General features: G+C 66.6%; 19 protein-coding genes and 1 tRNA gene. 9 read left to right on the top strand and 11 right to left on the bottom strand.

Annotated elements, in window-relative coordinates; translation table 11 throughout:
- Positions 1 to 5 precede the first annotated feature (5 nt).
- Complete coding sequence (locus O5I81_RS12310; RefSeq protein WP_271065176.1) at positions 6 to 1,355, bottom strand: amidohydrolase family protein; 1,350 nt, start codon at positions 1,353 to 1,355, stop codon at positions 6 to 8.
- Positions 1,352 to 2,809, bottom strand: coding sequence for an amidohydrolase (locus O5I81_RS12305; RefSeq protein WP_271065175.1), 1,458 nt, complete (start codon positions 2,807 to 2,809; stop codon positions 1,352 to 1,354). Before O5I81_RS12305 ends, O5I81_RS12310 begins: the two co-directional genes overlap by 4 nt.
- A 118-nt stretch (positions 2,810 to 2,927) precedes the next feature.
- Here O5I81_RS12305 and O5I81_RS12300 point away from each other — a divergent pair, with 118 nt between their 5' ends.
- Entirely contained in the window at positions 2,928 to 3,272 is a 345-nt protein-coding gene (locus O5I81_RS12300; protein ID WP_271065174.1) for a Kazal-type serine protease inhibitor family protein, read from the top strand.
- Positions 3,273 to 3,741: 469 nt separating this feature from the next.
- Here O5I81_RS12300 and O5I81_RS12295 read toward each other — a convergent pair whose 3' ends face one another.
- The 6 genes from O5I81_RS12295 to O5I81_RS12270 all read right to left on the bottom strand — a co-directional run bounded on the left by O5I81_RS12295 (position 3,742) and on the right by O5I81_RS12270 (position 9,377).
- Positions 3,742 to 4,188, bottom strand: a complete 447-nt coding sequence (locus O5I81_RS12295; RefSeq protein ID WP_271065173.1) for a tellurite resistance TerB family protein — start codon at positions 4,186 to 4,188, stop codon at positions 3,742 to 3,744.
- Between the two features lie 10 nt (positions 4,189 to 4,198).
- On the bottom strand, positions 4,199 to 4,912 hold the full coding sequence (locus tag O5I81_RS12290) for a hypothetical protein (RefSeq protein ID WP_271065172.1): 714 nt from the start codon (positions 4,910 to 4,912) through the stop codon (positions 4,199 to 4,201).
- 157 nt (positions 4,913 to 5,069) lie between these two features.
- Complete coding sequence (locus O5I81_RS12285; RefSeq protein ID WP_271065171.1) at positions 5,070 to 6,743, bottom strand: hypothetical protein; 1,674 nt, start codon at positions 6,741 to 6,743, stop codon at positions 5,070 to 5,072.
- 172 nt (positions 6,744 to 6,915) lie between these two features.
- Positions 6,916 to 7,512 (bottom strand): YdeI/OmpD-associated family protein, encoded by a 597-nt coding sequence (locus O5I81_RS12280; protein ID WP_271065170.1) that lies wholly within the window; start codon positions 7,510 to 7,512, stop codon positions 6,916 to 6,918.
- A gap of 71 nt (positions 7,513 to 7,583) precedes the next feature.
- The gene (gene glnA / locus O5I81_RS12275; protein ID WP_271065169.1) at positions 7,584 to 8,993 is read right to left on the bottom strand and encodes a type I glutamate--ammonia ligase; all 1,410 of its coding nucleotides are present in this window, start codon (positions 8,991 to 8,993) and stop codon (positions 7,584 to 7,586) included.
- A 45-nt stretch (positions 8,994 to 9,038) separates the two neighbouring features.
- Positions 9,039 to 9,377 (bottom strand): P-II family nitrogen regulator, encoded by a 339-nt coding sequence (locus O5I81_RS12270; protein WP_271065168.1) that lies wholly within the window; start codon positions 9,375 to 9,377, stop codon positions 9,039 to 9,041.
- A gap of 388 nt (positions 9,378 to 9,765) precedes the next feature.
- Between O5I81_RS12270 and O5I81_RS12265 the strand changes: the two genes are divergently transcribed.
- Together O5I81_RS12265 and O5I81_RS12260 are read left to right on the top strand one after the other, a co-directional pair.
- Entirely contained in the window at positions 9,766 to 10,335 is a 570-nt protein-coding gene (locus O5I81_RS12265; protein ID WP_271065167.1) for a histidine phosphatase family protein, read from the top strand.
- 32 nt (positions 10,336 to 10,367) lie between these two features.
- Positions 10,368 to 11,813 carry an NAD(P)H-hydrate dehydratase gene (locus O5I81_RS12260; RefSeq protein ID WP_271065166.1) on the top strand — a complete coding sequence of 482 codons (1,446 nt, stop codon included), beginning with the start codon at positions 10,368 to 10,370 and terminating at the stop codon, positions 11,811 to 11,813.
- Here O5I81_RS12260 and O5I81_RS12255 read toward each other — a convergent pair.
- The gene (locus O5I81_RS12255) at positions 11,810 to 12,715 is read right to left on the bottom strand and encodes a lipase family protein (RefSeq protein ID WP_271065165.1); all 906 of its coding nucleotides are present in this window, start codon (positions 12,713 to 12,715) and stop codon (positions 11,810 to 11,812) included. The genes O5I81_RS12260 and O5I81_RS12255 overlap by 4 nt on opposite strands.
- A gap of 444 nt (positions 12,716 to 13,159) precedes the next feature.
- On the opposite strand from O5I81_RS12255, the gene O5I81_RS12250 reads away from it, so the two are divergent.
- The 4 genes from O5I81_RS12250 (at position 13,160) to O5I81_RS12235 (ending at position 16,540) form a co-directional block, all read left to right on the top strand.
- Positions 13,160 to 13,244, top strand: a tRNA-Leu gene (locus O5I81_RS12250).
- A gap of 39 nt (positions 13,245 to 13,283) precedes the next feature.
- The gene (locus O5I81_RS12245) at positions 13,284 to 14,195 is read left to right on the top strand and encodes a hypothetical protein (protein ID WP_271065164.1); all 912 of its coding nucleotides are present in this window, start codon (positions 13,284 to 13,286) and stop codon (positions 14,193 to 14,195) included.
- A 154-nt stretch (positions 14,196 to 14,349) separates the two neighbouring features.
- Complete coding sequence (tig, locus tag O5I81_RS12240) at positions 14,350 to 15,714, top strand: trigger factor (protein WP_271065163.1); 1,365 nt, start codon at positions 14,350 to 14,352, stop codon at positions 15,712 to 15,714.
- Between the two features lie 190 nt (positions 15,715 to 15,904).
- Positions 15,905 to 16,540 carry an ATP-dependent Clp protease proteolytic subunit gene (locus O5I81_RS12235; RefSeq protein WP_271065162.1) on the top strand — a complete coding sequence of 212 codons (636 nt, stop codon included), beginning with the start codon at positions 15,905 to 15,907 and terminating at the stop codon, positions 16,538 to 16,540.
- 54 nt (positions 16,541 to 16,594) lie between these two features.
- Here the strand turns inward: O5I81_RS12235 and O5I81_RS12230 are convergent, their stop codons facing one another.
- A complete protein-coding gene (locus O5I81_RS12230; RefSeq protein ID WP_271065161.1) occupies positions 16,595 to 17,212 on the bottom strand; it encodes an HAD-IB family hydrolase in 618 nt (205 codons plus the stop codon).
- A 391-nt stretch (positions 17,213 to 17,603) separates the two neighbouring features.
- Here O5I81_RS12230 and clpX point away from each other — a divergent pair, with 391 nt between their 5' ends.
- The gene (gene clpX / locus O5I81_RS12225; protein ID WP_271065160.1) at positions 17,604 to 18,866 is read left to right on the top strand and encodes an ATP-dependent Clp protease ATP-binding subunit ClpX; all 1,263 of its coding nucleotides are present in this window, start codon (positions 17,604 to 17,606) and stop codon (positions 18,864 to 18,866) included.
- 61 nt (positions 18,867 to 18,927) lie between these two features.
- Here the strand turns inward: clpX and O5I81_RS12220 are convergent, their stop codons facing one another.
- On the bottom strand, positions 18,928 to 19,770 hold the full coding sequence (locus O5I81_RS12220; protein WP_271065159.1) for a TauD/TfdA family dioxygenase: 843 nt from the start codon (positions 19,768 to 19,770) through the stop codon (positions 18,928 to 18,930).
- 71 nt (positions 19,771 to 19,841) lie between these two features.
- Between O5I81_RS12220 and O5I81_RS12215 the strand changes: the two genes are divergently transcribed.
- Positions 19,842 to 20,519: a Crp/Fnr family transcriptional regulator gene (locus O5I81_RS12215; protein ID WP_271065158.1), complete on the top strand. Its 678-nt coding sequence runs from the start codon at positions 19,842 to 19,844 to the stop codon at positions 20,517 to 20,519.
- Positions 20,520 to 20,528: the final 9 nt, after the last annotated feature.

Genomic DNA, 20,528 nt, shown 5'->3' with positions numbered 1-20,528 from the left:
CGCTCTCACGGCTTCGTATACGCCTGCGGGTAGGCCCCCGGCTGGGCTGCATAGCGATCACGCAGTTCGAAGGCCCGCACGTCGGCCGGCTGGCGCTGGCCGGCGATGAAGACGTCCGTCGGCCAGGTGGAGAGTTCCAGCGGATCGCCGGTCCAGACCACCACGTCCGCCGTCTTGCCGACCTCCAGGCTGCCGACCTGAGCGTCCATCTTCCAGATCTTCGCCGGGTTGAGGGTCAGGGAGGCCAGGCCCTGCTGGTAGGTCAGGCCATAGCTGACCGCCATGCCGGCGTTGAAGCGGGCCTGGCGCAGGTTGTTCTGGTCGCGGCTGCCGATGAGGGCCACGGTGACGCCCGCCGCCTGCAGACGGGCGGCGTTGTCGAGGCGGCTGGCCAAGGTCTCGAAGCTGCTGGGCAGGTCGCGCTGGGCGTCGACGATGACCCCGACCCTGGCGGCGGCGATCTGCGGCGCCACCAGCCAGCCCTCCTCGACGCCCTCGAGGATGACGCTGACGCCTTCCTCCTTGGCCATCTTGAGGATCTGCAGGATGTCGGCGGCGCGGCTGACGCGGACCAGCAGCGGCGTGCGCCCCTGGACCACGGGCACGAGCGCCTCGAGATCGATCCGGGAGAGGCCGAACTCGCGGGTCTCGCCGCGGTCGTAGGCGGCCTTGTTGCGGGCGTAGGCGCGGGCGTCCTCGAAAGCCGAACGGACCAGAACCATGGCCGCGCCGCGCGAGCCGGCGGCCTGGGCCCCCGCTTCGCCCATGTCGAGCACCACGGCCGCCTTGGCGCGGACCAGCAGGTCCGTCTGGCCCGAGGCGAGGGAGACCACGGCCGCCTGGCCGGCGAACAGATGCGGGTCGCCGTCGCCGGCCCCGCCGCCGCCGCCGGCGGTTTCCTCGGCGCCGCTGTCGTCGTGATGATGGCCGCCGCCGCCGCGCGACAGCACGGGGGTGGCCACGGCCCGGGTCAGGCCGGCCTGGCGGGCCCAGGGGATCATCGTCGAGTTGGGATTGACCCCGTACTGGATGTCGAAGCCGGCAGAGAGCTTGCCCGAGCGGTCGTCCCGGGTTTCCTGCACGGCCGAGACTTCCGACACCGTCAGGTTGGAGGAGACGGCGATGAATCCCGGAGTGACGACGCCGCCTTTGGCGTCGATCACCGTGGCCCCGGCCGGGGCCTGCACCCCGGCCCCGACGGCGGCGATCTTGCCGTCCCTGATGACGATCGTGCCGTTGGGAATCGTGCCGGCCGGACCGACCGTCTCGATGCGGGCGTTGGTGATGGCGAAAGTCTGGGCGGCGGCGGGGCCGGCGATCAGCAGCGCGGCAGACGCGAGGAGGAGGGTTCTCATGGGTGGAAGGCCCCTTCACCGGGCTGGCCGAGTTCGAAGTCGGATTTGGGCTGGAAGCGCGGATCGCGCCGGTCGTAGGTCAGGGCGCCGTCGATGAAGACCTTGTCGGCCTGGCTGTAGACGCTGAACGGGTTGCCGCTCCACAGCACGACATCGGCGCGCTTGCCGACCGTCAGGCTGCCGGTCTGGTCGGCGATGCCCATGGCTTTCGCCGGGTTGGCGGTGATCCAGGCGATCGCTTCCTTGTCGGTGATGCCAAAACCGATGCGGTTGCCCGAGGCCATGGCGATGCCGGCTTCCTGGTTCAGGTGCTGGGTGATGGTCTCGTCGTCGGAGTGGATGACGGTGCAGGCGCCGGCCTTGTAGGCGATGGCCGCGTTGGCCTCGATGCCGTCCAGGCTCTCCATCTTGAACGCCGCCCAGCTGGCCCAGGTGGCGAAGCAGATGTCGTTTTCCTTCAGCAACGGGCCGATCTTGTAGGCCTCGTTGGCGTGGTGGAACATGGTGATCTTGTAGCCGAACTCCTTTGCGACATCGATCATCACGGCCATCTCGTCGGCCCGGTAGCAGTGGTTCTGGACCAGGATGTCGCCGCGCAGGACGCCGGCCAGGGTCTCCATCTGCAGGTCGCGCTTGGGCGCGTCGGCCTTCTCGCCCTTGTCCTTCTTGGCGGTGTAGTCATCCCACTTGCGACGGTACTCGGCCGCGTCGATCCAGGCCTTGCGGTAGCCGAAGACATTGCCCATCGCGGTCGAGGGCGACCGGCTCTTGCCGCCATAGACGCGCTTGGGGTTCTCGCCGCAAGCCATCTTCAGGCCGTAGGGGGCGTTCGGAAACTTCATCCCCTGCATGGTGACCGACGGCACGTTGCGCACGGTCACCGAGCGGCCGCCGAACAGGTTGGCGCTGCCGGGGAGGATCTGCAGGGTGGTCACCCCGCCGGCCCGGGCCCGGTTGAAGCCGGGGTCCTGCGGCCAGATCGAATGCTCGGACCAGACCTGGGCGGTGTTGGGATCGGTGGCCTCGTTGCCGTCGCTCCGCGCCGAGACGCCGGGCGAGGGATAGACGCCCAGGTGGCTGTGGGCGTCGATGATGCCGGGAGTGACGTACTTGCCCTTGCCGTCGATGACGTCATAGCCGGCCGGGATCGCCGTTTCAGGGCCGCCGACGGCGATCAGCCTGCCGTCGCCGAAGATCACCACGCCATTGTCGATCTGCCGTCCGTCGGCGGTCAGCACCGTCGCCCCGACGATGGCCGTCGGCCGGCCGGGCAGGGGGCGGTAGGTGGAGGCGAAGGGGACGGGGTCGTCCTTGCCGCCGGCCCCGGCGGGCAGGGGCTTGTTGTCGGCCTTCTCAGGCGGCTTGGCGGGGGCGGCCCCACCGGTGGTGGCGCAGGCGGCGAGCAGGGCCGACAGCGCGACGGCGGAGGCCGCCGTCTTCCAGGCAAATGTCATGTACGGGTCCCGAACAGCAAGGGGTGGAGATCAGACGAAAACCGGGTGCGGATCAAGGGCCGTTCAGGCGCCGTTCAGCGGCTTTCCGCGTTACGCTGGAGAAACAGGAGAAACGCCCATGATCCGCCCCATCCGCAGTCTGCTGGCCGTCGCTTGTCTCGGCCTGGCCCTGACCGCCTGCCAGACCGACGGCGCCACCCCGCCGCCCACCGGCCCGCGCACGCCGGTCGCCGAAGGCGGCATGTGCGGCGGCATCGCCGGCTTCCAGTGCCAGGACGGGCTCTTCTGTTCGATGACCCCGGAGATGCAGAAGATCGCCGACGGTTCGGGGACCTGCAAGGCGCGGCCGCAGATGTGCACGCGGGAGTACCGGCCGGTCTGCGGGACGGATGGCAAAACCTACGGCAACGCCTGCACGGCGGCGTCGGCGGGGGTGAGCGTCAGCAAGCAGGGTGAGTGCTGAGCCAAGAGCCGGTTCAGGAGCGGCTGCATCTGTAACAGACGAAGCGCTCGCCGACTCGCCCGCCGTGGCCCCGACAGGTGTTCTGGCGGCAGACAGCGCAGTTGTCGAACGGCGGCTTCTTGCAGCCGTGGAAGTGACATTTCGCCAACATCTTTTTCCCTCCCCAGAGTTGAACGATAAATCGTTTTGAAAAAATACGCCCTTGGCGGGAGTTTGGCGATGCTGCGACTTGTCGCGAAATATGATGAAGCGTGCGGCTGTCGTCGCTGCGGAACCTGGGCCACCGTTCGAAAATTCGATTGCGGGTGCGTGCGCATCGAAATCCATCGCAACGGCCCCCGCTGCGCGGAGTGCACTGACTTCAGCGCCAAGCGTCGAACCACCCCTGGTTGTCGCGGTCATTGAAGGGGAAGGACCAGGTCTGCTTCGACCCGGCCGACATCTTCCTTGGGACTGTCTCGCCAAGACTCTAAGCGTCGACGCCGTTCTGCATGATCGTGGCAACATCGATCATCGCCGTGGCACGCTCTTCGCTGATTGAAAGCCAGCCCGTGAGGTTTTCGATGATGCCCTGTTCGGTTTCGCCGATGTAGCCGTCGCTGAACACAACACGGACCGCATACATGAAGGCCGTTTCGCGTAGCGGCGGCGACAGGACTTGGGCCGCTTTGCGGCACATGGCCTCCGCGCCCTTGTCCTCGATCATCCGTGTAACATGCAGGATGAGGCGTTCGTTCTGCAGGCCGGAGTTCCGCTCGAAGACGGGACTCGTCGCGCAGATGGCTTCGACATGCAAGACTTCGTTCTCGTCTACCCGACCGTCGGCCAACATGGCGGCGACGATTGGAGTCATGACGGCGGTGGGTACGTCGTTGAGGTCGTCGCCGCGCCCTCTCAGCTTCGCAAGCAAGTCCATCTGGTTCCTCCTAAGAGCCTGAGCGCGGGGTTGGCCGGGAGCCTTCCGGGGGGGTGTAGATCCATGTCGGCCGATCCAACGCCTCCCCGATCAGCAGGCCGTGGTCGACCGCTACGCTCTTGGCGCTTTGCTCGTCGATGTAGCCTTTCCAGAATGCGCGGTGTTCGGCGCCTTGAAGGGCGGCGAGAGACCGTCGGCGGACGTACTGCAGCCGCACATCGACGCCGGTCAGGTCGCGCCCGAGTTCTTCGGCGACGGCGTTTGGGAGCGCTCGTGACCAGCGACTGGAGTACATGCTGAAAAGGTCGCTGTGCTGGGCGAAATCCGAGACCACGGTGAGCCGACGTTGAGGCACGTTTGCGCCGAAGTCGGAGCGATCGACCATCCCCGCTATTGTTTCCATGATGGGGGAAGTTTCCTGAACGGGCGCGGCAGCAAGTTCTTCGAACAGCGCTTGCAGACGGGACCCGGCAATTTTATCGAACCGCTCCCGGATCGTGCGGTCGTTGTCGACGAGTCCGCCGCTGCTGGAAGAGTCGGCGATGCGGCATATAGTGATGTCTTCGCCGGCGTCTGTGTCCGCGACGATGTTGCGGACCGTCAGACGGCCCCCTAGGGGCAGCCAACGGTACTCCGTCATGACGAGGTCCCGAACGAACTTCAGTTCGTTGGGAGGGAGGCGGTCGGTTTCGTCGATGAGGACAATGGTGTGCGCTTTAGGCACCCCATCTCCTCGCGGACACCCCGTGAGTGGATTTATGTCTGCTGGCTTGAGGACCACCATCGCCGTGACTATGGAAACGATGATGACCCCGCATCCGCCGAGAAGCCAGTAAGCCAGGCGCCCGTCGTTGGACGGTCTTTTGCGCCGTGGCCTCCGCTCACTGTAACCGCGTGTTCTGCGGGCCATCTTCACTCCAATTTCTTCGTGCCCGGCCCGCGCTTCCTTCGGCGCCGCTGTTCTCTGCCGCGTCGTCGCCGCTCTGGTCGCTGCGGTCGCGGGTCGGGTCGTTCATTTGCCTTTCGGCTGCCTTGGTGACGCTCTCGTCCTCCGCGTCGATGAGCTTGCCCAACCCACGGATTTGGATGCTCGCGTGGCGATGGGCTTCCTTGCTGAGGGCTTCGGCGGCCTCTGCCCGCTCCCTTGCTTCGGCGATCAGGACGTCGAGGTCGTCCATATGCCGCTTGACCAGATTTTCCTGGGTCTCAACGTCCGCAGATCGCCTCAGGCCGGCGCCAAACGTTCCGGTTCTGTAGGCGGCAGCATCGGGAAACACGTCAAAATAGGCGGGGCCTGGACCCCGTATGGCGACGTTTTCGTCGCGATACATCTTCAGGAGTCGATTGCCTGCGGTCACCCAGGCGTCCTCGCTGTTGAGAATTTCCTGATGGCGCTGCATCGCTAGGTTTTTGAGCTCCCTTACGGCGCGCTCGGCGGCGGCCGCGCGTCGTGCCGTTGTCTCGGCCTCTTGCTCGATGGACTCGATCCCATGGCGTGCTTCATCTCGCAGATCCTCCAGAGCGTCTTCATAGGCGGCCGCGGCGGCTCGCGCCGTGCGATCATGCTTGCGATAGGCGGGATAGGGATCCGCGAAGTCTTCGAAGCCCTCCTTGGAGGCCCAGGCGTGGATGACCAACCCGACAATCAAGAGCGCCCATGCCGGTAGCGATGTCATGCCAAACGGGCCTGCTAGCAGCAGGTGCTGGACGGCGTCCTGCCCGAGCCGGGCGATGTTGAGCGCGCCCGTGCTCTCCCCGACCATCAATTCGGCGGCCTCTCGGTAGTGGGCGACGAAGATGTTGCCGACCACGGCCAGGGCGTGAAACGCAAAAGTCAGGACGCCGCCGAGCACCCTTCGGATCGGCTCGATGTGAAACAGGTTCCGCCACCCCCAAAGCCCCGCGAGGATGCCGGTGCCGATGTTGAAGGCGCTGATCAGCCCCGCCATCACGACGCCGCCAAGCACACCCTGTTCGCTGACCTGCGCGAGCACGACGCCGTTGATTAGAGATTCGACAACGAACATTGTCACGAGAATTGCGACCGGCAAAAGGAGCGAGTCCTTGTAGTGGGCGGCGCGAAGGAGGCCGTTGCGCCTGGCGAAGGCCCTTAGATCGCGCTCCGCCTGAAGATCCTTGAGACGCAGCTGGCGCAAGTGGCTGCGCTGGTTCTCCAGGGCGGCGCGCAGTTCCTTGTCGATATCGGCCCTGACGCGCTTGACCTCCGCCACATGCACCAGTGCCGCGGTGGCGCGTTTGACCGCTTTGCCGAGTTGTTCGGCCAGGAACTCATTCAGCCGGAGAATACCCTCGAAGATATTCTTGCAGAGCTGCATCTGCGTATCGTCGAGGTGCTGATCCTTCCCGTTGGGCAGATTTGCCTGCCCCGCATCGATGGCGCGTTTCCTGATCGCCATCTGTTTGCTCATGCCCTCTTCGTCGGGCATCAGCTCGATGTCGGCCTCGTCGATTGTCGGAATCCAGATCGTCTTGGACCACGAAGATCCGTCTTCGCCCATCTGGCCGACGGGTGCCGGCTCGTCATCTCTTGCCATCGTAGAACTCCCCCGGAACACAACTATGACCGGAAAAATCCCAGAAAACAACACCATTGATAGCAGGCGCAAGAGTAAGCGCGGGGCGTGCATGCTGCCCGACTGGCTAGGCCGAATTGCCATTCAGCTCATTCCCCAGACCGGGAAACTCTGAATGTCGACTGGACCAGATTTACCCCTTCTGCGGATAGATCGTCTCGCCGCGCTCCAGCATCTCGACGAAGGCGGCGATCTTCTTCTTCCGCCCGGCCTCGGTCTTGAGGTTGTGGACCCGGAACGCCAGCGCGAACCTGTTCTGCGCCGTCAACTTCGGCAGCATCGCCCGGGCCTCCGGACTGGCGTCGATGGCGGCCTGCAGGTCGTCCGGGATCGGCAGCCCCTTGCCTGACCCATAGGCCCTGTCCCAGCGGCCGTCAGCCTTGGCCGCCTCGACTTCGCGCAGGCCGTGCGGCGTCATCCGGCCCTCGTCGATCAGGCGGGCGACGTTGTCGATATTGAGCTTGCTCCAGATGCTTTTCCTGCCGCGCGGCGTATAGCGCTGCAGGAAGCTCTGCTCGTCGAAGCCCTTGCGCACCGCGTCGATCCAGCCCCAGCAGAGGACAACATCCACGGCCTCTTTGGCGGTGATCGACGGCAGGCCCGAGCCGACCTTGTGGATCTTGATCCAGGCCTCCGGCGCCGTGCCGTGGTTCTCGCCCAGCCAGGCGTAGAAGGCCTCGGCGTCCTTGAACTCATGCACATGGGCGGGATCGACGACGATGGCGGCCATGGGGTCTCCGACAACGGAAAAGGGCCGGAGATCGCTCTCCGGCCCTTCCAGACTAGCTCAGCTTTCGCCGACTAGCACTTGTAGTACATCTCGAATTCGACCGGGTGCGGGTGCAGCGCCAGGCGCATGACCTCTTCCATCTTCAGCTCGATGTAGGCGTCGATGAAGTCGTCATCCATGACGCCGCCCTTCTTGAGGAAGGCGCGGTCCTTGTCGAGGTTCTCGAGGGCTTCCTTGAGGCTGCCGCAGACTTCCGGAACCTTCTTCTGCTCGCGGGGCGGCAGGTCGTAGAGGTTCTTGTCCATGGCCGGGCCCGGATCGATCTTGTTCTCGATCCCGTCCAGGCCGGCCATCAGCAGGGCCACGAAGGTCAGGTAGGGGTTGCCCATCGGGTCGGGGAAGCGGGCTTCCAGACGCTTGCCCTTGGGGCTGTCGACGTGCGGGATGCGGATCGAGGCCGAGCGGTTGCGGGCCGAGTAGGCCAGCTTCACCGGGGCTTCGTAACCGGGCACCAGGCGCTTGTAGCTGTTGGTGGTCGAGTTGGAGAAGGCGTTGATGGCCTTGGCGTGCTTGATGATGCCGCCGATGTACCACAGGCATTCCTGGCTCAGGCCGGCGTACAGGTCGCCGGCGAACATCGGCTTGCCGTCCTTCCAGATCGACTGGTGAACGTGCATGCCGCTGCCGTTGTCGCCGAACATCGGCTTGGCCATGAAGGTGACCGTCTTGCCGTAGGCCGCCGCCACATTGTGGATGACGTACTTATACAGCTGCAGCCGGTCGGCCATGGTGACCATGGTGTCGAACTTCAGGCCCAGCTCGTGCTGCGCCGGGGCCACCTCATGGTGGTGCTTTTCCGGCTTCATGCCCAGCTCGCCCATGACGGCCAGCATCTCGCCGCGGATGTCCTGGCCGCTGTCGACCGGGTTGACCGGGAAGTAACCGCCCTTGGGGCCCGGGCGGTGGCCCATGTTGCCTTCGGGGTAGGACTTCGAGGAGTTGCCGGGCAGCTCGGTGGAGTCATAGCTGTAGGAGGTGTCGTTGGGGGCCACCGACCACTTCACGTCGTCGAACATGAAGAACTCGGCTTCCGGGCCGAAGTAGACGGTGTCGCCGATGCCCAGCGACTGGGTGTGGGCCAGGGCGGCCTTGGCGATCGAGCGCGGGTCGCGGTTGTAGGGGGTGCCGGTGTCGGGGTTCACGACATCGCACATCAGGCAGAGGGTGGTCTGCTGGTAGAAGGGGTCGATGATGGCCGTGTCCAGGTCCGGACGCAGCTTCATGTCGCTTTCGTTGATGGCCTTCCAGCCGGCGATCGACGAGCCGTCGAACATCGTGCCGTCTTCCAGGAAGTCCATGTCGATGAGGTCAATGTCGAAGGTGACGTGCTGCAGCTTGCCCTTCACGTCGGTGAAGCGGACGTCGACGTACTTGACGTCCTTTTCCTTGATCATCGCCAGAATGTCTTTAGCGGTCGTCATAGAACCTATCCCCTAGGTTATTGAAGTGCTGAGAGTTTTGCGAAACTAGATGGCCTGCGCGCCGCTTTCGCCGGTGCGGATGCGGATGACATCGGTGATGTCGGAGACGAAGATCTTGCCGTCGCCGATGCGGCCCGTGCGGGCGGCGTTCTGGATGGCCTCGAGGGCGCCGGCCAGCTGGCCGTCATCGACCACCACCTCGACCTTGATCTTGGGCAGGAAGTCGACGACGTACTCGGCGCCGCGATAGAGCTCGGTATGGCCCTTCTGGCGGCCGTAGCCCTTGGCTTCGAGCACGGTCATGCCCTGGACGCCCAGTTCCTGCAGGGCTTCCTTCACCTCGTCCAGCTTGAACGGCTTGATGACGGCTTCGATCTTTTTCATGTCGGTCCCGGGCGGTTGAAGGCGAACGAACACAGGGGCGGGGCAGGGGACAAGCCTCGAGACAGGCCACACCGTGGAGCATGCAGTTGAGGCTTTGCGGCGCCGCAAATCAAGGCGCCCTTTGCTCAGGATTCGGGCGCCGTCGAAAAGGGGCGATTGGCCGGGTGGGGCGGCCGCGTCGCGGGCCTGGGGAGGGGCTGGCGATGCCTCGAGCATGCGACGGAGGGGCGCGTTTGGCGGAAAGCGTCGCGATTTTCGCAGCGCCCATTTTGAGCTGTCGTTGCGGCAGGGCGGCCCCTGCTGAAGATTGCAGCGGATGAGGGGCGTGGACGGGCCCGCGCCCTGTGCTAGCAGCAGGGACCACGCCCACCTTTCGGAGCCGCGCGCCATGACCACCGTCTACATGATCCGCCATGGCAAGCCGGCCTCGACCTGGGGCGACGCCGACGAGGACCCGGGGCTGGACGAAACCGGCCGGGAGCAGGCCCGCGCCGCCGCCGAAGCGCTGCTGGCCCTGCCGGAGGCGGTGCGACCCTCGCGGGTGGTCAGTTCGCCCCTGAAGCGGTGCCGGGAAACCGCCCAGCCGTTCGCCGACGCCCTGGGCGTCGAGGTCATCATCGATCCGCGCGTCGGCGAGATCCCGACTCCGAAGGCCATCTCGGCCGAGAATCGCGCCGCCTGGCTGCGCGAGGCGTTCGGCGGCCACTGGCACGAGATCGTCGGCGACCTCGACTATGATGCGTGGCGGCGCGGGGTGGCGGCGGCGGTGGCCGGCTATCCGGGGACGGCGGTGTTCAGCCACTACGTCGCCATCAACGGCGCGGTCTCGACGGCCCTGGACGACACCCGGGTCATGGGCTTTCGCCCCGATCACACCTCGATGACCACCTTCGAGATCGTCGATGGCGCCCTGAAGATCGTGCAGCGCGGCCCCGAGGCGGCGACGCAGGTTCTGTAGCGCCGCGGCCGCCCGGTATGCGAAGGTCAGCCATGTCCCGTGAAATCCTGACCGTCGCCCAGATGACCGCCGCCGATGCCGCAGCGGTGGCAGCCGGAACCCCCAGCCTGACCCTGATGGAACGGGCCGGCGAGGCCGTCGCCGAGGCTATCCGCGCCCGTCATCGGGCCTGCAAGGTGGCGGTGCTCTGCGGGCCGGGAAACAACGGCGGGGACGGCTACGTCGTGGCGCGGCTGCTCAAGCGGCGCGGCTGGAACGTCTGGGTCGAAGCCCTGGCCCCGCCGGCCAGCGACGACGCCAGGGCCATGGCCCGCCGCTGGACCGGTCGGGTCTACCCCCTGGGCGCGGGACCGAAATGCGATGTCATGGTCGACGCCCTGTTCGGGGCCGGCCTCTCGCGGCCGCTGGAGGGCGAGGCGCTGACGGCGGCGCGGGCCTCGCACGGCCATCCGGCCGTGGTGGCGGTGGATATCCCCAGCGGCATTCACGGCGACACCGGCCAGGCGCTCGGCCAGACCGCCTTTCGCGCCGACGTTACGGTCACCTTCCACGGGCGCAAGATCGGCCATGTCCTGCAACCGGGCGCGGCGGCCTGCGGCGAGGTGGTGGTCGCCGACATCGGCCTGGCCGGGACCGACACCGGCCTCTACGAGAACGAGCCCGGCCTTTGGCGCCGGGCCCTGCCGATGCCGACGGCGGCGACGCACAAGCATTCGCGCGGCCGGGCCGTCGTGGTCGGCGGCGACGCCCTGCACACCGGGGCTGCCCGGCTGTCGGCGCGGGGGGCCCTGCGGATCGGGGCGGGCCTGGTCACCCTGCTCAGCCCCGCCGACGCCGCCCGCACCTATGCCGCCGCCCTCGAGGCGGTGATGCTCAGCCCCTTCGAGACCGATACCGACCTCGCGGCGCTGGCCGCCAACGCCGACGCCGCCGTCATCGGCCCGGCCGCCGGGGTTACCCCCCAGACCCGCGCCAACCTCTTCGCCCTGACCCGCACCGGGGCCGCGCTGGTCGTCGATGCCGACGCCCTGACCGTCTTCAAGGACCGCCCGGCCGACCTCTTCGACGTGCTCGACAAGGACGATGTCCTCACCCCCCACCCCGGCGAGTTCGAACGCCTCTTCCCCGGCCTGCTGGCCGCCGGCCCGACCCGCATCGATGCCGCCCGCGCCGCCGCAATGCGGGCCGGCGCCGTCGTGCTGCTCAAGGGGGCGGACACGGTGATCGCCGCGCCCGACGGCCGCGCGGCGGTCAACCTGAACGGCACGGCCTGGCTGGCGACGGCCGGCTCGGGCGATGTCCTGACCGGATTCATCGCCGGCCTGATCGCCCAGGGCATGGAGAGCTTCCAGGCCGCCTGCGCGGGGGCCTGGATCCATGCCGATGCCGGCGCGCGCTTCGGACCGGGCCTGATCGCCGAGGACCTGCCGGACCTGGCGCCGGCGTCATTGCGCTGGCTGCACGCGCGGCCCGTCTAGGCCGGATACTGCGCCCGGACATAGCCCGCCGTCGGGCTGCTGATGTCGTGGCAGGCGATGATCCGGGCGGGCCCGTCGGGCGCGCGCAGGGTGGCGATGATGTTGGCGATGCGCTGGGTCTCCAGCGTCGGCGAGTCGGGGACCAGGGTTTCGTCGTCCTGGATGTAGGCCAGGGTGCCGACGTTGGCGTAGCCCGGGTCGATGTGTTCCAGCAGCATGGTCACCAGCGGCGGCGCGCCGAGGGCCGCGACGATGCTGGTCTCGGCCGGCAGGTGGGGAACGATGTCGTTGCCGTACTCATAGCGGATGTGGTCGGTCAGGGCGGCGTTGTAGGCCTGGGCGAAGACCGCGTCGCCGACCCGGGCTCCTGCGAAACTGCGGACGACGATGCGGGCGCCCGGATAGTCCTGCCGCAACCGCCAGGCGACCAGCGGGCAGATCGCGCCGCCCTTGCTGTGGCCCGTGACATAGAGGGTCTGGTTGGGGAAGCTCTTGACGATGTTCTTCACCGCCGGCCCCAGCTTGCTCCACAGCTGCATGAAGGACTTGTAGAAGCCCAGGTGGATGTCGCCGGGAAAGCCGGGCGGATTGCCCGCCGCCGGCAAGAGCAGCGCCAGGGTGTCGCTGGCCCAGTCGGTGATGACCTGGCGGGGGTTTTCGCCCGGCCCCGGCGGCGTGGTGCCGCGGATGGCGATGACGATGCCTTCGGGGATGTTGCCGACCAGGCCGGCGTCGTCATTGTTCGGCCCGGCCTGCACGCCGTAAGGCGGGGCCGTCCAGCCGACAGCAGCGGAGGAGGTCGGCGCCGCCCCGATCCCGGCGGCGGGAACCGGCCCGTCGCCGACGATGGCGTAGGCGTTACGCGCGGCGCTGAGCAGCCGGGCATCGAGTGGATAGGTCATCGTCTCGCCCCCATGGTCTTCCGGCGGTCGAGATTATAGGGCAGGTTGTATTTCGCAATATGCGCCCTTTGGCTAGGAGCCGATCGGCGGATGAATATGTCTATACATATTCATTTTCGGCCCTTTTTGCCGCCCTCTGCCGCCGCCGTCCAAACCCGTCGCCATGTAGCCTGCGACGGCCTCATACCGACCCACAATCGGTGACGCCCGACCACGTCCCGACCCACACCGCGGGCTACGTTCGCCGCGCATCGGTCAACCCGTCGGGCACAGGTTCGGCAGTGATTTCAAAGCGCCGCGCCGTATTCGGCGCCTTCCAGCGCGGAGCCAGGGTATACTGTAGGTCCGCTTCGCTAAGCGGGCCCGCCAGGCCCGCGCCCCGGCGCATGGACAGTCGGTAACTTGCGCGCCGCCACAACCCCCCGTATCTCCCGCAGCGAACCTGCGGATGTGGCGGAACTGGTAGACGCACTGGATTTAGGTTCCAGCGCCGCAAGGCGTGGAGGTTCGAGTCCTCTCATCCGCACCACAACACCGCCCGTCGGGGGCGAGGGACGCGTATAAGGCCATGTTGTTCATCAGTCTCGCGGCCGCCGCCGCCCTTGCGTTCCAGCAAGCCCCAGCGGCCGCCGAGCCGCCGCCGGCCGACGAGGCCACCGTCTCGGGCGTCGTCATCAGCGCCCCGCCGCTCGACGAAAAGAAGGCGATCGAGTCCTTCGTCGAGACCATCGCCGCCGACAGCGGCAACGGCCGCATCGCCCGCTGGGACCGCAAGGTCTGTCCGGGCGTGGCCGGGGTGAAGCCAGAGTACGCCCAGTTGGTCGCCGACCGGATCGCCGCCCTGTCGGTGAAGGTCGGCCTGGAGCCCGGCGCGCCCGGCTGCAAGGTCAATGTGCTGGTGCTGTTCACCGCCGACGCCGACGCTTCGGTGCAGCGGGCCATGAAGTCCACGCCCCAGGCCTTCTCCCGCTACGACCTTGAAATGACCTCCGGCCGCAAGGCCCTGCGCCAGTTCATGAACTCCGACGCGCCGGTGCGCTGGTGGCATGTGACCCACCGGGTGACCGAGGACGGCACCAAGTACAATTCGGGCGACCAGGTGCAGGTCTATTCGACGGGTCGCATTTCCAGCCGCACGCGCGATGATTTCGACCGCGCCATCGTCGTGGTCGACGCCAAGCGTGTGGGGCAGGTGCGGTTCGCCGCCCTGGCCGACTACATCGCCTTCGTCTCGCTGGCCCAGATCGATCCGCAGGCCGAGCCGAAGACCGGCAGTTCGATCCTCAACCTGTTCGCCGACAAGGCTTTGGGTATCGAGCCCAGCGACGCGCTGACCAGCTGGGACATCGCCTACCTGACCGGCGTCTATGAGGCCCGCCGCGACACCCGCAACTCCGACGGCCAGAAGCGGGACATCACCCGCACCATGGGCAAGTCGCTGAAAGAGGGCGAAGAGGGCGGGGATAAGCCCAAGGAATAGCCCTTTAGGGTTGGCCCTGGAGGCCCTGCGTGACATAAGGCCCGCTTCGCGCCGCGCGGGGCCTTGCTATGGCCCTGCTCGGCGCGCCCGATCCAACCCCGACGCGGGTCGATCCGCTCAACGTGAGCGGCGCGCCGCCAGATGAAGACGAACCATGCAGATTGTTGAAAAGTCCGGTGAAGGCCTGAGCAAGGTCTACGGTGTGACCGTCCCGGCCGGTGAACTGGCCGCCCGTCTGGAAAAGCGGATCGAAGAGATCCGGCCCCAGATGAACATCAAGGGCTTCCGCCCCGGCAAGGTGCCGGCCGCGCACGTCAAGCGCGTCTATGGGAAGGGCCTGATGGGCGAGGTGGTCGACGCCGCGCTGAACGAGACCACCCAGAAGATCCTGGACGATAACAAGCTGCGCCCCGCCGCCCAGCCGGACCTGAAGCCGACCGTCGACATGAACGACGTCATGGATGGCAAGGCCGACCTGGCCTACGACCTGTCGGTCGAGCTGATGCCCGACTTCGAGCCGCTCGACGTCTCCAAGCTCGCGCTGACCAAGCCGGTCTATGAGCCGACCGACGCCGAAGTCGACGAGGCCCTGGCCGAACTGGCCAAGCAGGCCCGGTCCTACGAGCCGCGCACCGGCAAGGCGGTCAAGGCCAAGGCCGACGACCAGCTGCTGATCGATTTCGTCGGTTCGATCGACGGCGTCGAATTCCCGGGCGGCAAGGCCGAAGGCGCCGAACTGGTTCTCGGTTCGGGCCAGTTCATCCCCGGCTTCGAAGATCAGCTGACCGGCGCCAAGCCGGGCAGCGACGTCACCGTCAACGTCAAGTTCCCCGAAAACTACCAGGCCGCCGAACTGGCCGGCAAGGACGCGGTCTTCGAGGTCAAGGTGCATGAAGTGCGCGCCCCGAAGGACAGCGAAGTCAACGACGAGCTGGCCACGCGCCTGGGCCTGTCGGACCTCGCCGCCCTGCGCGAGATCCTGCAGAAGAACCTGGCCGACCAGTACAGCCGCGCCAGCCGCTTCAAGCTGAAGCGCGCCCTGCTCGACGAGCTGGACAAGGGCCACGACTTCCCGCTGCCCCCCGGCATGGTCAAGGCCGAGTTCGACGGCATCTGGCAACAGGTCGAGGCCGACAAGGGCGCCGGCAACCTGCCGGAAGAGGACGCCGGCAAGTCCGACGAGGACCTGAAGGTCGAGTACAGCAAGATCGCCGAGCGCCGCGTGCGCCTGGGTCTGGTGCTGGCCGAGATCGGCCGCATCAACAACGTCACCATCAGCGACCAGGAGCTGAGCACGGCCATTCAGCGTGAAGCCATGGCCATGTCGCAGCAATACGGCCTCCAGCCGCAACAGGCCTTCGACCTGCTGCGCCAGAACCCGCAGGCCCAGGCCCAGATCCGCGCGCCCCTCTATGAGGACAAGGTCGTCGAGCTGATCTTCGACAAGGCCACGATCACGGACAAGTCGGTCACCAAGGCCGAACTGGAAGCCGAAGACGACATGCCGGAAGGCTACTGATTCCTGGCGGATCGGAACTGAACGAGGGCCCCGGAGCAATCCGGGGCCCTTTTTCGTGCAATGGCGTGCCTTCGAGCCGGGTGCGCCTTAGCGCCGCCCTTGCATCCTGTTAACCCGGGCACGATATCCGGGGGGAGGGTGGCGGCGCGGTTCGATTCGCGACACGGCCCGCGCATTTCAAGGAGCACCCATGTACCACGACGACTACGAACGTACCGCGATCAATATTATCCCGCAGGTCTGGGAGTCCACCAGTCGTGGCGAGAAGGGCTACGACATCTTCTCGCGCCTTCTGAAGGAGCGAATCATTTTTCTCACGGGGCCAGTAGAAGACGCGATGGCTTCGCTGATCTGCAGCCAGCTTCTCTTCCTGGAGTCCGAGAACCCCAAGAAAGAGATCCAGATGTACATCAACTCGCCGGGCGGCGTGGTGACGTCCGGCCTCGCGATTTACGACACCATGCAATACATCAAGAGCCCGGTGACGACGCTCTGCATGGGCATGGCCGCCTCGATGGGGTCCTTGCTGCTCTGCGCCGGCGCCGCCGGCCAGCGGATCGCCCTGCCCAACGCCCGCATCATGGTCCACCAGCCGAGCGGCGGTTTCCGCGGCCAGGCCTCGGACATCATGCGTCACGCCGAGGACATCCTGAAGACCAAGCAGCGGCTGAACGAGATCTACGTCAAGCATTGCGGCCGCACCTATGAAGAGGTCGAGGCCACCCTCGACCGCGACCACTTCATGAGCGCCGACGAAGCCAAGGCCTGGGGCCTCGTCGACCACGTCCAGAGCTCGCGCGAAGAGACCGAAGCCGGCGCTGGCTAGGCCCGGGTTCATCGAAATGCAGGCGGCCCGCAGCGATGCGGGCCGTTTTGCGTATCAGGGCTTGCCCTTGAAGACGCGGTAGCCGGCCTCGTCGGCGATGGCCAGCATCTCCTTGTCGCCGGCCGTGTCGCCATAGGCGGCGGTCAGGCGGACGTCATCGCCATAGACTTCCCGCAGGCGGCGCACCTTCTCGGGGCCTCGGCAGTTCTGGCCGGCGAAGACGCCCAGGCACCGCCCGTCGGCGTCGAAGGCCAGTTCCGTGCCGATCAGGCCGTCCGCGCCAAGCCCCCGGGCAAACGGGGCGACCACGAAATCAGGCGAGGCGGTGACGATGATGGTCTTGGCGCCCTTGGTGCGCCAGCGCCGCCAGGTTTCGACGGCGTCGGGCCGCATCAGCCGGCCGGAATTCTTTTCGGCGAACCGGCGGGCTTCTTCCTGCAGGGTTTCCTGACGAGCGCCTTTGAGAAACTCGCGCACGGCGGCGGCCTTCAGCTTCCCGCGATTGCGGTCGAACAGGTAGACAATGACCTGGGGCGTCAATTTGAAGCAGCCGATGGCGTAACGCAGCGACCCGGCACGCCACTTCAGGAAGGCGGTAAAACTGTCGCGCACCGTCATCGTGCCATCGAAATCGAAGGCCACCATGCCAAGCTCGTGCAGGGGATCGGTCATGATCCCGCCGCCGACAGTCAGCCGTCCGAGCATTGTCGCCTTGCGCGCCATGGTCCCCATATAGCCCGAAATCCCGGGCCTTCCCCATTCCAGACGCCGCTTGCATCACGATTCGTCACAATCGAGCGATGCGGCTGCGCCACAGCCGTTGTGGCGATACAACGGGCACACCATCTATTCGTTAACGATGGGTCGGCTATTCGAGTCGGTCTGTGGGCATTGTTCTGGCCCTGTGGCATCGCGGCGCTTGCCGCGCGGCGACGGATCGGGGAATGTCAAGGTTTAGACAACCCGCACAGTGTAACCTGCGAATCCAACTCGCAGGATCGTTCCGCGGGGAGGGGGCGTTAGAGCCGCAAGGTTCGAGACGCCCCGGAGTGTGAGAAGCGAAATGACCAAGGCCGCCAGTGGCGACTCCAAAAGCACCCTGTACTGCTCCTTCTGCGGAAAGAGCCAACATGAGGTGCGCAAGCTGATTGCCGGCCCGACCGTGTTCATCTGCGATGAATGCGTCGAGCTCTGCATGGATATCATCCGCGAAGAGCACAAGATTGCTTTCGTGAAGTCGAAGGACGGCGTCCCGACTCCGAAGGAAATCCGCGAAGTCCTCGACGACTACGTGATCGGCCAGGAGCACGCCAAGAAGGTGCTCTCGGTGGCGGTGCACAACCACTACAAGCGGCTGAACCACGCGACGAAGAATTCCGACGTCGAGCTGGCCAAGTCCAACATCCTGCTGGTCGGCCCGACCGGCACCGGCAAGACGCTGCTGGCCCAGACCCTGGCCCGCATCATCGACGTGCCCTTCACGATGGCCGACGCCACCACCCTGACCGAAGCCGGTTACGTGGGTGAAGACGTCGAGAACATCATCCTCAAGCTGCTGCAGGCCGCCGACTATAACGTCGAGCGGGCCCAGCGCGGCATCGTCTACATCGACGAAATCGACAAGATCAGCCGCAAGTCGGACAATCCCTCGATCACCCGCGACGTCTCGGGCGAGGGCGTCCAGCAGGCGCTGCTGAAGATCATGGAAGGCACCGTCGCTTCGGTCCCGCCCCAGGGCGGTCGCAAGCATCCCCAGCAGGAGTTCCTGCAGGTCGACACGGCCAACATCCTGTTCATCTGCGGCGGCGCCTTCGCCGGCCTGGAGAAGATCATCTCCAGCCGCGGCGCGGGCACCTCAATCGGCTTCGGCGCCAAGGTCACCGATCCGGACGAGCGCCGCACCGGCCAGATCCTGCGCGGCGTCGAGCCTGACGATCTGCAGCGCTTCGGCCTGATCCCCGAATTCATCGGCCGCCTGCCGGTCATCGCCACCCTCGAGGACCTCGACGAGGCGGCGCTGATGACCATCCTGACCGAGCCGAAGAACGCGCTGATCAAGCAGTATGGTCGCCTGTTCGAGATGGAGAACGTCGGCCTGAAGTTCACCGACGACGCCCTGATGGCCGTGGCCCGCAAGGCCATCCTGCGCCGCACCGGCGCCCGCGGCCTGCGCTCGATCATGGAAGGCATCCTGCTCGACACCATGTTCGAACTGCCGTCATACGAGGGCGTCGAAGAGGTGGTGGTCAACGCCGAGGTGGTCGAAGGCCGCGCTCAGCCGCTGGTCATCTACGCTGAGAAGAAGGGCGGGGCGGGCGCGGCGTAAAGCTGCTTCCACCGCTGGAATTGCGGAGGCCCGCCGAGGAATCGGCGGGCCTTTTGCTTGGTCAGAACGCCGCTTCCAGCGGAACCCCCGCCATCGTCACCCGGTGCATCAGGCGGTAGTGGCCGTGGTAGTCGTTCCTGGCGAAGTGCCAGGTGGCGCGGTTGTCCCAGATGGCGACCGAGCCGGGCTCCCACTGGAAGGCGTAGGTGCGCGACTTGTCGATGGCGTGGGGGAGCAGCTGGTAGAGCAGCTCCTGGCCCTCGTCCTTCGACAGGCCCACGAAGCCGGTCGTGAAGGCGGGATTCACGTAGAGCACCGGCTTGCCGCTGCCCGGGTGCTTGATGACCACAGGGTGGATGGTCTCGGGCAGGTCGCGGCTGCCGGACAGCGCGTCCTGGTCGGATTGGGCATAGGCGCCGCCCTCGCCGAAGACGTGGGCGGTCGAATGGATGGCCTGCATGTGGCGGACGCGGTCCTGCAGCTCGGCCGGCAGGCTGGCCCAGGCGGCGTACATGTCGGCGAACAGGGTGTCGCCGCCGCTGGGCGGCAGGTCGCGGGCGACCAGGATGGAGCCCAGGGCCGGTTCGGCGTCGTAGGAGTGATCGGTGTGCCAGCCGCCGCCGATGTTGCTGGTCTGTTCCCTGGTCTTCTCGACCTTGGCGATCTCGGGCCATTCCGGATCGGCGGGGAAGAAGCGGTTGATGTCGATGGGGGCGAAGGCGCGGGCCAGGTCGAGGTGCTGCTGACGCGACAAGGACTGGTTCCGGAAGAACAGGACGCCGTGCTCGAACAGGGCCTCGCGCAGGACGTCGGCCAGTCTGGCGTCGATGCGCGACAGGTCGACGTCGTGGACCATGGCGCCGCAGCCGGGCAGTTTCTCAACGGTCAGGGTTTCCTGGATCATGGCGTCCTCCTTTGTTGATCGGATGAAGCCACGGGCGGCGACAAGGGATTGTCACCGGGGTAACATTAAGCATGGACCCGCAGATCGGCCCCTATCGCGAGATGTTCGACCGTTCCGGCTGGCTGGCGGAGCATCCGCAGGGGCTGCGCCAGGCCCTGCTGGCGGCGGCGCGGACGCGCTGGCTGGCGCAGGGCGAGTGGGCGCATGGCGAGGGAGACGAGGCGGCGGGCCTGCTGATGGTGCTGGAGGGGCGATTGCGGCTGTTCGCCCAGGCGCCGGGCGACCGAGAGGCGCTGATCGGGATGATGGGGCCCGGGGCGGCCATCGGCCAGAGCCCGGCCTTCGGCGGAGGGCCGCGGCTGGTGACGGCGGTCAGTGTCGGGCGCAGCCTGGTGCTGGTGTTGACCGACAGCGCCCTGCGCCGGGTGGCGGAGACCTGGCCCGGGGTCTGGCAGGTCGTGGCGCAGCTGATCTACCGCCAGCTGCAGTTCAACGTTCAGGTGGCGGCCGAGCGGGTGGCGCTGCCGCCCCGGGCGCAGCTGGCCTCGCGGCTGGTGATGCTGGCGCTGGGCGGCGAGGTGGTGGCCGCCAACCAGTCGGATCTGGCCGAGATGCTGGGGTTCAGCCGCAAGGCGGTGAACGGCTGGCTGGGCGAACTGGAGGCGATGGGGGCCGTGAAGCTGGGCTATGGGCGGATCGAGATCGTCAGTCGGCGTCTGCTGGAGCGGGTGATGGCCGAGGAGCGGTGACTGTGCGAT

Origin of the sequence: Caulobacter sp. NIBR1757, assembly GCF_027912495.1 — a bacterium.
Classification (GTDB): domain Bacteria; phylum Pseudomonadota; class Alphaproteobacteria; order Caulobacterales; family Caulobacteraceae; genus Caulobacter.
The sequence above is the reverse complement of the archived record's forward strand: the minus strand, read 5'-3'. Positions and strand labels throughout refer to the sequence as shown.

Excerpts from the sequence above, each read along its gene's own strand:
- O5I81_RS12310 (WP_271065176.1), bottom strand. The coding sequence starts at position 1,355 with ATGAGAACCCTCCTCCTCGCGTCTGCCGCGCTGCTGATCGCCGGCCCC.
- O5I81_RS12305 (WP_271065175.1), bottom strand. The coding sequence starts at position 2,809 with ATGACATTTGCCTGGAAGACGGCGGCCTCCGCCGTCGCGCTGTCGGCC.
- O5I81_RS12300 (WP_271065174.1), top strand. The coding sequence starts at position 2,928 with ATGATCCGCCCCATCCGCAGTCTGCTGGCCGTCGCTTGTCTCGGCCTG.
- O5I81_RS12295 (WP_271065173.1), bottom strand. The coding sequence starts at position 4,188 with ATGGACTTGCTTGCGAAGCTGAGAGGGCGCGGCGACGACCTCAACGAC.
- O5I81_RS12285 (WP_271065171.1), bottom strand. The coding sequence starts at position 6,743 with ATGGCAAGAGATGACGAGCCGGCACCCGTCGGCCAGATGGGCGAAGAC.
- O5I81_RS12280 (WP_271065170.1), bottom strand. The coding sequence starts at position 7,512 with ATGGCCGCCATCGTCGTCGATCCCGCCCATGTGCATGAGTTCAAGGAC.
- glnA (WP_271065169.1), bottom strand. The coding sequence starts at position 8,993 with ATGACGACCGCTAAAGACATTCTGGCGATGATCAAGGAAAAGGACGTC.
- O5I81_RS12270 (WP_271065168.1), bottom strand. The coding sequence starts at position 9,377 with ATGAAAAAGATCGAAGCCGTCATCAAGCCGTTCAAGCTGGACGAGGTG.
- O5I81_RS12265 (WP_271065167.1), top strand. The coding sequence starts at position 9,766 with ATGACCACCGTCTACATGATCCGCCATGGCAAGCCGGCCTCGACCTGG.
- O5I81_RS12260 (WP_271065166.1), top strand. The coding sequence starts at position 10,368 with ATGTCCCGTGAAATCCTGACCGTCGCCCAGATGACCGCCGCCGATGCC.
- O5I81_RS12255 (WP_271065165.1), bottom strand. The coding sequence starts at position 12,715 with ATGACCTATCCACTCGATGCCCGGCTGCTCAGCGCCGCGCGTAACGCC.
- O5I81_RS12245 (WP_271065164.1), top strand. The coding sequence starts at position 13,284 with ATGTTGTTCATCAGTCTCGCGGCCGCCGCCGCCCTTGCGTTCCAGCAA.
- tig (WP_271065163.1), top strand. The coding sequence starts at position 14,350 with ATGCAGATTGTTGAAAAGTCCGGTGAAGGCCTGAGCAAGGTCTACGGT.
- O5I81_RS12235 (WP_271065162.1), top strand. The coding sequence starts at position 15,905 with ATGTACCACGACGACTACGAACGTACCGCGATCAATATTATCCCGCAG.
- O5I81_RS12230 (WP_271065161.1), bottom strand. The coding sequence starts at position 17,212 with ATGACCGATCCCCTGCACGAGCTTGGCATGGTGGCCTTCGATTTCGAT.
- clpX (WP_271065160.1), top strand. The coding sequence starts at position 17,604 with ATGACCAAGGCCGCCAGTGGCGACTCCAAAAGCACCCTGTACTGCTCC.
- O5I81_RS12220 (WP_271065159.1), bottom strand. The coding sequence starts at position 19,770 with ATGATCCAGGAAACCCTGACCGTTGAGAAACTGCCCGGCTGCGGCGCC.
- O5I81_RS12215 (WP_271065158.1), top strand. The coding sequence starts at position 19,842 with ATGGACCCGCAGATCGGCCCCTATCGCGAGATGTTCGACCGTTCCGGC.